The sequence below is a fragment of the Billgrantia gudaonensis genome, assembly GCF_900100195.1.
Taxonomy (GTDB): Bacteria; Pseudomonadota; Gammaproteobacteria; order Pseudomonadales; family Halomonadaceae; genus Halomonas; species Halomonas gudaonensis.
Genome location: NZ_FNES01000006.1, coordinates 1 through 14,321, shown reverse-complemented (window position 1 = coordinate 14,321; position 14,321 = coordinate 1). Strand labels below are relative to the sequence as shown.

The window sequence follows — 14,321 nt, the reverse complement described above, 5'->3', positions numbered from 1 at the left end:
TGTAGCGCCCAAGGAGGGGTTCACAGCGCCTCCGTATAGCCCTGTCGACGGCTAAGCCGCATAGACAGTACCTGCTGTGCGGAAACGAGTGGAGAACTACGATGGCATTTCCTAAACGCGTGCGCCTGGTCGAGGTCGGCCCCCGCGACGGGCTGCAGAACGAACCCGAACCGATCGAGACGCCAACCAAGCTGGAACTGATCGACCGCCTGGGCGCGGCCGGCCTCGCCTACATCGAAGCGGCCAGCTTCGTCTCGCCCAAGTGGGTACCGCAGATGGCCGACCACCGCGAAGTGATGACCGGCCTCACCCGCCGCGACGGCGTCACCTACGCCTCCCTCACCCCCAACCTCAAAGGCCTGGAGGGTGCGCTGGCGTGCGGCGTGGAAGAAGTCGCCGTGTTCGGTGCCGCCAGCGAGGCCTTCTCACAGAAGAACATCAACTGCTCCGTCGCCGAATCCCTGGAGCGCTTCGCCCCGGTGCTAGAGCGCGCCCGCGAGGCCAAGGTGCGCGTGCGCGGCTACGTCTCCTGCGTGCTCGGCTGCCCCTACGAAGGCGAGATCGCCCCGGCCAAGGTCGCCGAGGTGAGCAAGGCGCTCTTCGAGATGGGCTGCTACGAAGTCTCGCTGGGCGACACCATCGGCGTGGGCACGCCGCTCAAGGCCAAGCGCATGCTCGAGGCCGTGAGCCGCGAGATCCCCATGGACAAGCTCGCCGCCCACTTCCACGACACCTACGGCCAAGCGCTTACCAACCTCTACGCCGTGCTGGAAGAAGGCATTGCCGTGGTCGACAGCTCCGTCGCCGGCCTCGGCGGCTGCCCCTACGCCAAGGGCGCCTCCGGCAACGTGGCCAGCGAAGACGTGGTCTACCTGCTCGACGGCCTCGGCATCGAGACCGGCATCGACCTCGACGCGCTCGCCGCCACCGGCACCTGGATCACCCAGACCATCGGGCGGCCCAACCGCTCCAAGGTGGGCGTGGCGCTCGCCGCCAAGTAATCGCGCAGCGGAAACGACAAGCCCCCGAGTCAGTGCACTGGCTCGGGGGCTTCATGGCAGCTCGTCGGTTTTCCGGGCAACGTGGCACGGTTCACGGCGGCGCTATACGGAAGAACAACATAGGCATTTGACCTCAATCAAAACGAAGCCCACGCAACGATTGTATGGTCTGCGGCCAAGTTCCCGGTGCTACCGTGCTCCGGCAACCTCTGCCTTTCGAGGCAATGAGGCTGCGATCCTTTTTGCATAAAGCGGTTTGGTTGCATGAGTATTTGCGGCGGCGATGGCTTGCCCCGCAAACATACAGAAGAGAACGCAGCCCGTCATGAGACCGCCTTGGAATATGACGTGCTAAAATCCAAGCTCTTTCTCAAGACGTATGCTGGCATTATCGTCTGCGTACTGGCGTTCACCGGCGTCAGTTACCTGTCGTCGGTGCCCTGGCTTCGGAATCTTCTCGAGCGGCAGGAAGAGCGCACCGGCAGGGTCGTCCTCGACAACGTTTACGAGCTTGCCTCCAGCGCGCATCAAGAAATCCAAGCGTGGCAAGAATCCGCCTTGCGCACTCGCCGCCACGAACGGCGCAACCTTCTCCAACTCGTCGAGGCAGGCATTCACCGCCTGGAGGCGAAAATCGCGGCCCAAAACCTCAACGCCGGGGTGGCCACGACAAAGCTGCTGGAGAGCATACGCCATACTGGATACGATCAGGACAACGACTACGTTGACAACCTAGAGGAAGAGGTTGCGGCCCGGAAGGCCATCTTCACCGAACGCCTGCGCCGCCACTTGCACGAAACACGCATCGCCGATTCCGGTTACCTGTTCGTATTCGATAGCGACCATGAGATGGTCATCCATCCAAACCCGAACATCGAGGGCACCAACGTCCGTGATTTGCTGAACCCGATCAGCAACCGCTCGCTCTCGAGCGAACTGATGACGGCAGCGGAAACTCCGGATGGTCGGGTCGTCTACAAGTGGGACAAGCCAAGCGATCCGGGAAACTACATCTACGATAAGGTTTCCTGGGTCCGTTATCTGCCCGAATTCGACTGGTACATCGCCTCCTCGGTCTACCGCGACGAGCTACAGCGTACCGGGGACCAACTGACTGCGAGAATCTTGTTCATCGCCGGCCTGATCCTGATCGTTACTTTCATCGGCGCCTACTTCTTTCTGCGCCGAATCATCACGCCGATCAGCCGGCTCGCCGAAACCGCAACCCGAGTCGGCGACGGCGAGCTCTCAGCGAGTTCGGACATCGACCGCAACGACGAGATCGGCATTCTCGCCAAGGCCATCAACACCATGATCGCCCGCCTCCGGGACCAGTTTCACAACTTGGAGCACCGCGTGGCGGAGCGTACCACCGCACTGGCCCAAACGGTCCGGAGCCTAGAAGACCGCAGCCGAGAGAACGCCGAACTCACCAGCATGGGCGAACGACTCCTGTCCTGCTCCAGCGAAAAGCAGGTTTTCGCTGCCGTGACTCGAACTAGCCAGGCGCTTTTTCCGCATGACGCAGGCCGCGCCTACCTAGCGGACTCAAACGGCCAGTTGCAACTGTCAGCTCAATGGGGCGATAACTATCACCACTCCCCAGATGATGGACCCGACCCGTCGTGCTCGGCGTTTCGACTCGGCAAGGCCCAACGCCACGTTCCCACCACCGACCACGCCCCTTGCCGTCATTGCCAAGACGAAGGGGTAGCGACCCTATGTATGCCGCTACAGACGGAAGACGCCATGATCGGAATCATCAAATTGATCCCGGCCACCGAGCGCGACAAAGACATGAATCGAGTGCTCGGCAACCGTCAGCCGCTGATGACGACGGTCGTCGAACATGCCGCTCTCACCGTCACCAACCTGCGGCTCCGCGAGCGCCTACGCGAACAGTCCATCAAGGACTCGCTGACCGGCTTGTTCAACCGTAGACGGCTGGAGGAGGTACTCGCCAGCGAGATTTCCCGAGTGCAACGCCATGGCGGCCAGGTCGGCATCGTCATGCTGGACGTAGACCACTTCAAACGATTCAACGACTGCTACGGCCACGATATCGGCGATAAGGTACTAAGCAAAGTCGGCGAACTGCTCAGGAGCACTGTCCGACGCGAGGACATCGCCTGCCGCTACGGCGGCGAGGAGTTCACCCTGATCATCCCCGAAGCCAATAAAAAAGGCCTGCGCACCCTGGCCGAACTGGTGCGCAGCCGTATCGAGGCGCTGGATCTGCCCGAGCTGGCCGAGAAAGTCACCGTTTCCGCCGGCACTGCCCTTTACCCTTCGCACGGACATGACGTGCACAGCTTGCTCAAGGCAGCCGACATCGCGCTCTATGAAGCCAAGCAAACAGGCCGGAACCGGATCATCGACGCTGACGAAGTTCCGCCGGGACTGACGCCAAACGAACCGAGCTGATAGATTAGGGTGAGAATCAGGCGTAGTACCTACATTGCCTGTGCAGCTTTGGTGGGGAGCACTTCATGGCCTCACCGCTCCGACAGAGCGAGCTGCGCCCCGAGCCCGGCGAACGCCGCGGCGAAGCTACGCCGCAACCACCCCTGAACCCTTGGGGACTCGATGACGATGGCTCGGAACGCATGGGCGAGTTGCCCATAGATGGCGAAGACGACGAAGGTCATGACCATGAAAATGGCGCTCAAGCCCAGCAACTGAGCCATCGGCGCCACCGCCTCGGCCGCCACGAACTGCGGCAAGAACGCCAGAAAGAAAATGGTGAGCTTGGGATTGAGGATGTTCAGCAGGAATGCCTTGATCACCAACGAAACAGCGCCCGCCTTCCCCTGCACCTCCTGAACGGAGAAAGCACTCCGGTCGCGCCACGTGGCGAGAGCAAGGTAGAGAAGATACGCCACACCGGCATACTTGAGTACCTGAAAGGCGACCGCGCTCGTATGCAGGATGGCCGCCAGCCCCAGGACGGTGGCCAACAGGTGCGGAACGATGCCCAGCGTGCAGCCGAGCGATGCGTAGAGACTGGCCCTACGCCCCTGCATGAGACCGGTGGAAACGGTGAATACCACACCGGTACCAGGAATGAGCACGACGACCAATGAGGTAAGCAGGAATTCGGCAGAGAACATGAACGGTGACTCTCCTATGAGATCCAACGCCGCCATCAACGGTGCAAGATCACCAGCGTTCAGCGACCGTGGGTAGTGACTGGCATGGCTCGATCATGCCTTCGTCACCTGCACGAGCACAAGCTTGTTCCCATACAAGTCCGAAAAGTGAACGGAAATCGCCCCCTCACCGTTGACCGGCCGCTCCAGAAACTCGATACCCGCTTCTTGAAGCCGCTCGTATTCCGCGTCGAAATCGTCCGTATAGATCACCCCAAAAGGCTGGTCACCCGCCTGCCGACCAACGGTAGTCAAGTCCCTTTCGGTTTCCGCCTTCAATAGCCAGAATCCGGCACTTTCCTGACCCGGAAACGTCAGGTGAACGAAACGACGATCGCCGGCATCGATATCGACTTCCACGTCAAGACCAAGCTTTCCGGCATAAAAGCCAAGAGCCTTCTCATAGTCCTTGACGAGGATGACCATCCTTCCAAAACCGATCACGCTTTTCCTCCTAGACTAAAGCTTCTCACTGCATCAATATCACAGGGTAAGTACCTATATAATAGAGAAGAAAAAATACAAATAGCGCCACGCCATCTCGGGCATTCTCCCAACACTCTCACCACAGCCATGCACCTGCTGCCGTAAACAAAATGAACAATCTGCCCAGCCGCAACTGAACATCATCTTTTCTCTACAACATTGAGCTTCTTTCCATAGTGCCAGCTCATGACTGCAGGTACGATGAGTAACAGCGGCGCGAATGCAAATAGCATAGTCAACGCAGGATGACCCTCAAACTCGACGAAAAAGGCGACCAGCCCAACCAAAGCGAGAATCATCGACCAAAGGATGAACTGCTTTCCTCCATACGCGTTGATCTCGTACCAAGCTTCATCGGAATGGTATGAGTATTTTGTTCTGACTCCGTAGATTCCATTCATGCGAACCTTTCGTCTAACGAGCGGGATAGAAAGCAATATGGTTAAAGCGGAGACTGAAATATTGACGACTCCCAAAACTATGTTTTCCATGCTCACACCTTTGCTCAAAAAACCGCTAACAACAGGCAACCCCAAATGGGCCATTCAACCGATGTGGCTCGCGCGCCCTCACTGACCTGGGGCACAGCATGGCTCTGCAGATAATACCAGTCATGCAAATTTCTTCCCGATCATTTGAGTTCGCGATCTCCACTCGGTTCTCACGAAGAGTAATTCCATATACATAGGGTCAAACCGGAAGACCGACCCTGTGCTCCTGCATAATGAAGTGATCATCCTTTTCGATGTTTCTCCACCACATCAAGCCGCCCCAAGGCAGAGGCCTTGTTGGGTTCTTCGTTTGTCAGCAGATCCACGTACGCCCCAGCGATTAAATCTGACGGCTCGATTCCAAGCTCTAACATCAGTCTATCCGCAATCATGCGACCTTCCACCTCGGTCTGCCCAGGCCGAAGCACAACCTCAAGCTCGATGAACCGTCCAAGCCCTGCTACTTCGTCAAAATGGATTCTTGTTTGTGCCACCAGGAACAGCCTGCGCTTCTTCTTAACCACTGCACGAACACCAAGCGCCGCCTCCAACGCTGCCTTGAGAGAATCGGGCTCGTCGGTAGCGGAGCGGCTATAGGTTGATTGCTTGGGCCCAGAAGCATCCGGTCGATCATACGCAATCAACTCCCCTGTGCCGTCGCCAAATTCCCGGAGCTTGAGCCGCCCCCGCTGCACATGGAAGAAGGTGTCCACCTGCTCTATCAGCACGGACGGGCCGTCCGAAAGGCGAGCGGCTATGCGTTCTTGCGACTCGATGTCTCTCGGCCACGCCTTGATCTCGATATTGCTTGCCACTGATCCTCCTATCTATTCAACCGCCCAACGCCGCCCAGCACGCGCGGTTACGGAATGGGAGCGGAGCCGCAATGCAGTAACCGTCGCCGTGACTATGATGGTTACATGGTAATCACGACATGTTTTTGAAATTTGGCAATGAAGCCACCCTATCCAGCCATGCCCGAATGGCCGGATAGGCTGCCAAAACGAAGCCACCCTCGTGAGCCACATGCGTGTATGCATAAAGCGAAATGTCAGCAGTGGTAAAGTTCTCACCGGCTATGTATGGCGTTCTTTCAAGCTGCTGCTCCATTACTTTCAATGCCTTGTGCCCGCCCGCTTGCTTTGAGGCATACTCATCGATCCTATCCTCAGGCAGCCCCAGATACTTGTTGATAAAGCGGGCTACTGCAATGAGCGGCTCATGACTGTATTGCTCAAAAAACTGCCATTGCAAGACACGTGCCTGAGCCAGGCTGTCGTCTGGATAAAAAGCCGTACCGCTCGCCAAATAGTTGATGATCGCGTTTGACTCAGCAAGGGTTTCGCCCCCATCGAGCTCCAGCAAAGGTATTTTTCCGTTTGGATTCTTACCCAAGAATTCGTCCGAGCGTGTATCGCCAGAAAGAATATCGACATCAATCCATTCGTGCTCGATATTCAGAAGACTGCAAATAATCTGAACCTTGTAGCAATTACCTGACTTGGCATCACCATAAATTTTCATGCACTCTCCTTTGCCATTTAACGCCGCAATCACGCGCCTGACGCGTGCATTCTTCGGTTAGCAAGTTTCTTCACGCTAGCGCTTCCGCTATGCGTGTCCACTGGAGTGGGGGAACTCCAGGTCCGACTGCCGCCACTAGTTAGGCTCACGCCGCGCTACGAACAACTAAACCACACACCTGTTACGAAGCCCACAAAGATACCAACAAGTAAAGCACCAATAATTTGCGCGCTCACTTGTTGAGCCAAGCCTCTCCACCATTCGGCCCGCCCTTCTCTGCGTGCTTTTTCCTGCTGCAGCCTATTAGCTCTTTTCTGATAGACCTGTGCCATAACAGCTCTAGCCGGACCTTCATACTTTCCTTCAGGGGAAGAGAGGAAAAGCTCTAGTGCCTCAAAAGGAGCAGCTGCAGCTTCTTCTCTGAAAAAATCATGCTCCTCTTGAATGCTATTCCCGTCGTTATGGCACGCCATCATGAGGCGTTCATGCCATTGTTCATCATCACTGTTACTGGGATCACTCATATTATTCCTTCAAGGGCCTAACGCCGCCAACGCGCGCAGTTTTGAAGTGGAGGCGCAGCTGCAATGGAAAAGCTGTCGCCGTGCTTGGCTTTGTTAGCGCCAGCATCTTCCCCAGCAAACATTGAGAATAAGCCATACGAATGATGGTCATAAATCTATACAGGTAAAATGGCAAACGTTTCATTAGGCTCCGCAGTGTGAGTGAAATCACGTCTGTCAATACAAATCATCTTGGCAATGAGATAGTAGTTACCACCAGTGTGTGCTCTGAACTTTTCAAAAAACTCTTTGGAAACTACAAAATACGTTCCGAAAGAGTTTCCTACACCTCCGTGATGGACTGGATACCATTGGTTGACCCAGTACCTCCAAACGCCATTACTTATACTACCACCGAAATACTCTACACTAGAATCACTTTTACTTACGGTGTTAACTGGCAAATCTCCAACGGAATAAGTAGGTTGAAAATAGCCTCTTGATAACCAGTCAATCTCCCATCTGCCAAAGGAAATAGGACAAGTCCACTTAACCAAAGGAAATATGCCTTGTTCAGAATTCCTCATATGATCTATTGAATCAAACATCATCTTTGGATCGTCAATTTCAGAATTCTGAAGAGAAATTAGAATGACCTTTAGATCAATGCATACGCCAGAGTGATTTCTTAGCACCGGGCCGTCGGCACGTAACAATATTTCATCAGTAGATGCGGCAAAATCTGCTAAATATTGCTCAACCTCCTTCTCGCCAGGTAAAGGATCGTCTTTGTTTAAGTCGTCCATTATGGGCCAATTGCATGGTGGGTCAGAAGGAGATAAATTTATTGCAATAGAACCGAATGGTAATACCTCTTGGGCATGGGACAAGCAAACCTCGGCAGGAATGCAGTGCTTGTTCATAGCATAAGCTAATGTTCTGACATAAGCAGATAGAATGGACACTTCTGCTCGCCATGAGAAACTACAGCCAATCTTGTCTTGAGGATAAAACTGATCACTTGAAAAGTTGTGAGGTCTAAAAATATAACAAGAACACCTTTGTTGGATTTGTTCCCATTCAAGAAAAAAGTGTCTCACCAGTTGGACTTGGTGCTCATCTTCAAGCGTCTTGATAACGCCTATAAACCTCAATGCAAGACCATTAGCATACTTTTCATATTTGGCATCATTTGGTTCTAAGTCATCTGAAAAATCAGAATACAGAGTCGACAAGTCCTTCCGTTCTTCATTTACCAAATCCAACGACAGTAGAAGAGCATCAGAAATAAGCGAAGGGTAGTGAATAGATTTGGTAATCTCTTCTTCAGTAAAAGGGGGTGCTTCGATAAGCAACAAAACAGATAAAAAATCAACGATATCAACCTCGTAGGGTTGGTTATTCAAAAAATGCAAATATAAGGCGCGAAATTCGATACTGGAGTCCTCTTTTAAGAGGGCTGCTATTTGCTTCGCTGTTAGAAATCTGGCGTATCTATCCGGCCACTTGAAGTGCAATAGAATTAGATGCAATGGAATATTTTGGAATGATACGGGGTCGTCATACCAATACAGTTTGGTCAAAGGAAGATGTGCTATATCACCTTCAAGGCTAGTGACTATTGTTTCAGTAATCTCCGCCGCCAGGGCGACCTGTCCAGCCGAAGCCAAATAGGTAACAAGCTGAGTAGAGGGAATGACTATATTCTCATCCCTCTGTAGACTAGAAGATCCTGGTGCCATTGTGTCGCGAAGGAGGTTTTCCCAATGCTTGCTGTAAGTATTGCCATACTCCCTTAATGCCTCTTTTGATCCAGAAGAAAAATAAGGATTCCAGCAATTGTTTAGTTTGATATTTCTGACAGCCCATTTATAAGCTGCTGTCTTGCCCTCGGTTTTTTTGCTTAGCAAGAAAATATGGTGTAAGCATCTATCCAGTTCGTAGTCTGATTTGCTTTCATCATAGTAGTCGCTGAAAGCAGTGAGAATTATGCTCGCTTGGCCGTGATCAACCCAATAGTCAATCCAATTCGAAATAAACGTTTCACGAATCTGGTATGAAACTGAATGTAAGGCTGCCGCAAAATCAGTAAGGTTGGTGGGGTGTATAGTGGATACTTCAGGACATTCAGTGTTGACCTCTTCGTTAGTAGAAAATCGCTCTCGTGGGGGTGGAGGCATGCCTCCAAGAACGTTGCACTGGTCTTCGTAAATACCCTTCAGAACATCACTATCTTTGCTTCTTTCATCTAATGCTGTCATTGCATCAAATGTTGTCATGCATCTTAGAAAGGAATGCTCTGGCTGCGAAGAAAGAGGAAATGATCTTACGACATTTTCGAGAATAAGATGTGTTCTATGCCAATTTTCTTCCGATAGATGATAGTCAAATTCGTCTACTAGGCGCTCTGGGTTGTGCTTTGCCAATAACTTTGTGAACCATCCGGGAATATGTCGAATTTCTCGCTCTGAAAAATCAAAGACATCGGTTGTGAAGGTTGTTACTCGTTCTAGCCAATCAGAAACTTGAGAGCAGTTAGAATCAGAGCATTCCTGTATGGCTTCAAAAACCTCATGTAAAGTAATGTCTTTTCTATGGCCATATCCGACTATATTGAGCGCGGTACGCTCAAGAAACTTCCTTGCTTCGTTATGCAGACCTAGACTGGTTGCTAATTTTGCTAGATCAAGGCTGTCGTTAGCCAGCGTTGCAGTATCATCTCTGCGTAGTAGTTCGGCATTAAAAAGTCTGACGAATTCCTGGGAAGAAGATTCTTTAGGAAAGTTGAAAATTGCATTTCTAGAGGCAACATCAAAAAACACTCTAGAATCCCACCAAATGCTCTTTGAAAGTATGTCGAGTTGATCTTTATCAAGATTTGAAAATACATCAATCGAGTTGCATAAGATATTTAGGTGAATGGATATTTTTACTAAAGACTTTCGAATACTGAACAAGACAGCGTCAATTTGATAGCCCATCAAGAATTTGTCTGGTTGTTCGAGTATGGCAAAGGATTCATACAAATCAGATGGGTAAAACTTGCCCTGTTCCTTAAGGGTTTTTGCAATTCTTGAGGAGGCAAAATAGAATGTTGACCAGGCGTTCTTGAGGAATCCCTGAATATCTGTGGGGGCGGCTAGTTCTGGAGCGTCAATTTCGGCTGAGATATTGAAGTTTGATATAAGTGTTCTAAAGAAGTGCTCATAAAAAGGAAGATGGCGTCTGTGTTCATACTCAACAGGACACTCAATTTCTTGAAGTTGATCTCTTTGGATATCGTTTCCAGCTAAAAGCTGTTGAAGTAGATATATGCTAGATTCAGTGCCGCTAAATATGGGGCTATTCTCATCGAGTGTAACGCCTTCGATGCTTGCAGCCAAAACGATTTCGTCGCAGACTGCCGAAGCAATATTATCTGGAATATCAAACCGAGATAGATCAACTAGTAAGTGTCTATGGCCATATTGAATGAGCAATTCGACAATTCGAGTGAAAGAGGAATCCTTGTCACTTAGCCTTTCATAGAACCCATTTATGGCATCTAAATCGGGATTGCTGTAGCTAGCGAGCGTATGAAGATAATCATCTACAAGGCTGTTTAATGTTTGGTAGTGATTAGAGTCTTCTAGTCGGGCATAGAATCGAATTCTACGATAGATTTCATTGGCACATGCATCGCCAATTCTTTCATCTCTCCCCTGAAAATGCTTCGCAATAATAACAATTTCATTGTCCGGGATAATTCTCAGATTGTCCGCTCTCCAAAGAAGGCCAAAATTGTCATGTGAGATGCTTAACGAGCAGTCCAGGAAATCGCTAAACCTCTGTATTTGAAACTCTGGACCATTTAATAGTCTTGTTTTCAGAATTCGCAATTTTATTAACTCAGGATACTGACTTAGATCAAATGCGATATGTTCGGCAACGCTGAAGATGTGCTCTATATGATCTAATGGATAACCATTGCAGAGAGATTGAACAAGCCAGCCCCTATTTAGGCCTTGAAACAGAGGCGTAGTATTTCCGAGATTGGCTTCAATAATCCATTCCCAGCCCCATCTCCAATACTCTGGAGCATGTGTATTGATCCAGGTTTTAGAAATTCTATTTAGCCTATCTCTTGATTGAACGAAGGTGTCTTTGCGTCTTAGGTATACAAATAGGCTGTTATGGAATGGATATATCCCACTTAATCTTTGTTCTATGAGGTGTTGAATTTCTGAAAAACTGTTCTGGAAAGTAAGACTATCCTCAAAACAGTAACTGATGTGCGTTTTATCAGGCCATGAAAAATCTGCATTCGCTATAAGAAGAAGAATTTCTTTTGCTCCTTCAGATAGTGATACCCATAAATTCTCGTAATATTCGTGAATGTCGCCATCAAGACATGTGGGGAGTCGTTCTACATCATATTTGCTGATATTCTTATCTGCTGACTGCAAACTATTAAGAGAATAAATAATATGTAGGGGATATCCATGTGAAATGTCGAGTAGGGCCTGTGAAATTTCTACCACTTCACTACGCTGGTGATCTTCATTGCCTAATAATTTTATTTCTTCGCTCGATACTATGAAGTCTAGCCTCGACTTTATGGCATCAAGACCCATAGGGGGAATATCGATCCAGGAGCGTTCTCTTGGCGCAGAGCGTAACAGAGAATTGGGAATATGCTCGTCGCTTATTGGCTGCGTTCCGAACAGCAAACAAACCTTATTTTTGAATGGGGTAATCCGATTAACTAAATGTTCGAGTTGGCTTATATCCGACCTTTCGCGATAAACATGGTCTAACCCATCAATAATGACAACTAGAGTTTTGTCGCTTTCTGCAGCCGTATCTGCCGCCTTGCTTATCCAAGTCTCTAGCTGATGAGGGTCAATTTTGTCACTATCGAATTCATTGGGATAAAGGGTTTTTATCTGACTTTGCAATGACTGAGCTGCATTATTAAAAGCAATTCTGTCACCAATAAATTGAGGAGATAAGTAGTAATGATGTCGTATAACGGGAGTTTTTGTTTCTATTAGGTGGTCGGTTAAGAAGGATAGAAAGGTGCTTTTCCCCATTCCTGGCAATCCAGAGATGACATGGCAGCCCGGGTTAGAGATTTTGATAAGAGTTTCTTTATAAAATTCTTCTGTTGGTGGCTTGTAACCGCCAGGTATTTCAAAAAACTGAGAGATAGTTCTCTTATCGCTAAGCGATAAAATGTCGTGTATCTGCTTAAGGTAGATTCTGCCATCTGGTGCCGGTTCATTTTTTCGAGAAGCCCAGCGTTCAACAGCTTTTAATAGCTGAAACCAACTTTCGGGGTTAGCATGGTCTGGTACAAGTGACTCACGTAACTGTATCTCTAAATCGTCAATTTCCTTTTGACTATGTTCAAAAATAAGATTCTTGAAGAAAGCTATGGCCTTCTCTTCACTGCCGAGCTGAGCAGTTATTCTTGATTTGATATATTCTGGAACTAGGGTGTAATCAACCTTTTTATCTTTTAGACATTTTGATAGAACCTGGTCAGGTATTCTGTTTGTAATAAGCTTAGCAATGGATATTGTGCTGGAAGCACCGAACTTCTCGATGTCAGCTGACCATTTTTCGATAAGTGATGTGCCCTTGCCCTTCTTCTTGAGTATCCAGTCAAAATCTAAACGCAAATCGTCACGTTCAGAATCAATTGTGAATTTGACTTGGTAGAGCTCATATTCTCCGCTTGCTGTAAAGCAAATAACATCATCAAGGCTCTTAACATGGCCAAGACCTTGATTGCCCTCAATGCTCATCCATTGGTATTTCTCTGGGTCGTGAAACCAATTTATCAGCGTGCGAATACACATAAGATCTTGGTATGTGTATCCAACGCGAGGTAGTTGTGATGGTTTAATTTTTGAAGATGTGACCAAAAGAAAAATCCTATTTGTAACTTAGGCTCGCTAAACGCCACAATCACTGAAGTGACCCCCTCCAGAGCTGCACAGGCTATAGTGCAGCGACCAGGAGGACAGGATGAACGACGACAATCCGATCAAGCGATGGACCGCGAAGCGCAAGGCCGCCGTGGTCATGGACATCTTCAAGGGCAAGACCACCGTCGCTGAAGTGGCTCGCCAGTATGACCTCACCGTCTCCGAGGTCGAAGGCTGGATCGATGAGGCCCAACGCAACATGGAGAACGGGTTCAAAGCCCGCCCCAAGGACATCCGTGAGCAGTACGAGTCCGAGCTCCGGGAGACCAAGGAGGCACTGGGCGAAGCCCATCTGCAGATCTATGCACTAAAAAAATTCAAGCGCCTGCTCGACGAGGACGAGAACTCGTAAGGTCGCTGCAGGCGCAACTGGCCGAGGAAGGTCATGTGGTATCGCTCGTCAAGCTCTGCCGCTGGTTGGGACTCCCCCGGCGAAGCCTGTATTACCGGCCCAAGCCGCGGCGCCGTGTGATCAATACCGAGCTGGCTAGCAGGGTGAAGCTGACTCTGGAACGGTTCCCTACCTATGGTTATCGTCGTCTGGCGTGCGTGTTGGGAGAGAACCGCAAGCCTATCCAACGCATCCTGCAGTTGAAGGGCTGGCAGGTGCGCAAACGCCCCCAAGGCTTCCGGCCACGTGCCAGGAGCTTGCCGTCAGTCGCTTCAAGACCTGATGAGCGATGGGCAACTGATCTGACTCACGTATGGTGTGGAAAGGATCGACGAGCCAGCTTGGCGGTGATAATCGACTGTTGCACTCGGGAGATCCTCGGCTGGCGATTATCGGACAACGGCAGTAGCAAGACCGCCGAGGCCGCGTTGGAAGAGGCCCTGGTGCATCGATTCGGCGCCTTGGGCCGAATTCATCAGCCCTTGGCACTGCGGTCCGATAACGGCCTGGTCTTCAGCAGTCGCCACTACACGGGCACGGTGAAGGCCTACGGACTGACGCAGGAGTTCACGACACCGTACACGCCGGAACAGAACGGGCTCGTAGAGCGCTTCTTCCGCTCCCTGAAGGAGGAGTGTATCTGGCTGCATCGGTTCGAGTCGCTGGGACAAGCCAGGGCAGTGATCAACCACTGGATCCGGTACTACAACGAAGAACGGCCACATCAGTCTCTGGGCTATGTGGCACCCCGAGCACACCCGGCATTAGCGGCGTAGGGTGTGCAGAAACTAGGGGGTCATTACA

Annotated in this window: 11 protein-coding genes; 4 read left to right on the top strand and 7 right to left on the bottom strand. The window is 50.6% G+C overall.

The features are described 5' to 3' along the window. The first annotated feature begins 101 nt into the window (after nucleotides 1-101). On the top strand, nucleotides 102-1,001 hold the full coding sequence (locus BLP96_RS08650; RefSeq protein WP_089685201.1) for a hydroxymethylglutaryl-CoA lyase: 900 nt from the start codon (nucleotides 102-104) through the stop codon (nucleotides 999-1,001). A gap of 336 nt (nucleotides 1,002-1,337) precedes the next feature. Further along, a complete protein-coding gene (locus BLP96_RS08645; protein ID WP_176761496.1) occupies nucleotides 1,338-3,425 on the top strand; it encodes a diguanylate cyclase in 2,088 nt (695 codons plus the stop codon). 71 nt (nucleotides 3,426-3,496) lie between these two features. Here the strand turns inward: BLP96_RS08645 and BLP96_RS08640 are convergent, their stop codons facing one another. The 7 genes from BLP96_RS08640 to BLP96_RS19830 all read right to left on the bottom strand — a co-directional run bounded on the left by BLP96_RS08640 (nucleotide 3,497) and on the right by BLP96_RS19830 (nucleotide 12,943). Beyond that, nucleotides 3,497-4,111 carry a LysE family translocator gene (locus BLP96_RS08640; protein WP_089685197.1) on the bottom strand — a complete coding sequence of 205 codons (615 nt, stop codon included), beginning with the start codon at nucleotides 4,109-4,111 and terminating at the stop codon, nucleotides 3,497-3,499. A gap of 93 nt (nucleotides 4,112-4,204) precedes the next feature. Beyond that, complete coding sequence (locus BLP96_RS08635; RefSeq protein WP_143005090.1) at nucleotides 4,205-4,594, bottom strand: VOC family protein; 390 nt, start codon at nucleotides 4,592-4,594, stop codon at nucleotides 4,205-4,207. A gap of 182 nt (nucleotides 4,595-4,776) precedes the next feature. After that, complete coding sequence (locus tag BLP96_RS20110; protein WP_176761495.1) at nucleotides 4,777-5,037, bottom strand: SdpI family protein; 261 nt, start codon at nucleotides 5,035-5,037, stop codon at nucleotides 4,777-4,779. A gap of 332 nt (nucleotides 5,038-5,369) precedes the next feature. Continuing rightward, nucleotides 5,370-5,942: a class IV adenylate cyclase gene (locus BLP96_RS08625; protein WP_089685191.1), complete on the bottom strand. Its 573-nt coding sequence runs from the start codon at nucleotides 5,940-5,942 to the stop codon at nucleotides 5,370-5,372. A 112-nt stretch (nucleotides 5,943-6,054) separates the two neighbouring features. Then, a complete protein-coding gene (locus BLP96_RS08620; protein WP_089685189.1) occupies nucleotides 6,055-6,651 on the bottom strand; it encodes a glutathione S-transferase family protein in 597 nt (198 codons plus the stop codon). A 155-nt stretch (nucleotides 6,652-6,806) separates the two neighbouring features. Next, on the bottom strand, nucleotides 6,807-7,175 hold the full coding sequence (locus BLP96_RS19840) for a hypothetical protein (RefSeq protein ID WP_143005089.1): 369 nt from the start codon (nucleotides 7,173-7,175) through the stop codon (nucleotides 6,807-6,809). A gap of 155 nt (nucleotides 7,176-7,330) precedes the next feature. Then, nucleotides 7,331-12,943, bottom strand: a complete 5,613-nt coding sequence (locus tag BLP96_RS19830) for a P-loop domain-containing protein (RefSeq protein WP_143005088.1) — start codon at nucleotides 12,941-12,943, stop codon at nucleotides 7,331-7,333. 223 nt (nucleotides 12,944-13,166) lie between these two features. On the opposite strand from BLP96_RS19830, the gene BLP96_RS08615 reads away from it, so the two are divergent. Both BLP96_RS08615 and BLP96_RS08610 read left to right on the top strand, forming a co-directional pair. Then, nucleotides 13,167-13,478 carry a DUF1153 domain-containing protein gene (locus tag BLP96_RS08615; protein ID WP_045995248.1) on the top strand — a complete coding sequence of 104 codons (312 nt, stop codon included), beginning with the start codon at nucleotides 13,167-13,169 and terminating at the stop codon, nucleotides 13,476-13,478. Continuing rightward, nucleotides 13,442-14,293 carry an IS3 family transposase gene (locus BLP96_RS08610; RefSeq protein ID WP_340147964.1) on the top strand — a complete coding sequence of 284 codons (852 nt, stop codon included), beginning with the start codon at nucleotides 13,442-13,444 and terminating at the stop codon, nucleotides 14,291-14,293. Before BLP96_RS08615 ends, BLP96_RS08610 begins: the two co-directional genes overlap by 37 nt. Nucleotides 14,294-14,321: the final 28 nt, after the last annotated feature.

Excerpts from the sequence above, each read along its gene's own strand:
- BLP96_RS08650 (WP_089685201.1), top strand. The coding sequence starts at position 102 with ATGGCATTTCCTAAACGCGTGCGCCTGGTCGAGGTCGGCCCCCGCGAC.
- BLP96_RS19840 (WP_143005089.1), bottom strand. The coding sequence starts at position 7,175 with ATGAGTGATCCCAGTAACAGTGATGATGAACAATGGCATGAACGCCTC.
- BLP96_RS08615 (WP_045995248.1), top strand. The coding sequence starts at position 13,167 with ATGAACGACGACAATCCGATCAAGCGATGGACCGCGAAGCGCAAGGCC.
- BLP96_RS08620 (WP_089685189.1), bottom strand. The coding sequence starts at position 6,651 with ATGAAAATTTATGGTGATGCCAAGTCAGGTAATTGCTACAAGGTTCAG.
- BLP96_RS20110 (WP_176761495.1), bottom strand. The coding sequence starts at position 5,037 with ATGAATGGAATCTACGGAGTCAGAACAAAATACTCATACCATTCCGAT.
- BLP96_RS08640 (WP_089685197.1), bottom strand. The coding sequence starts at position 4,111 with ATGTTCTCTGCCGAATTCCTGCTTACCTCATTGGTCGTCGTGCTCATT.
- BLP96_RS19830 (WP_143005088.1), bottom strand. The coding sequence starts at position 12,943 with ATGAGCATTGAGGGCAATCAAGGTCTTGGCCATGTTAAGAGCCTTGAT.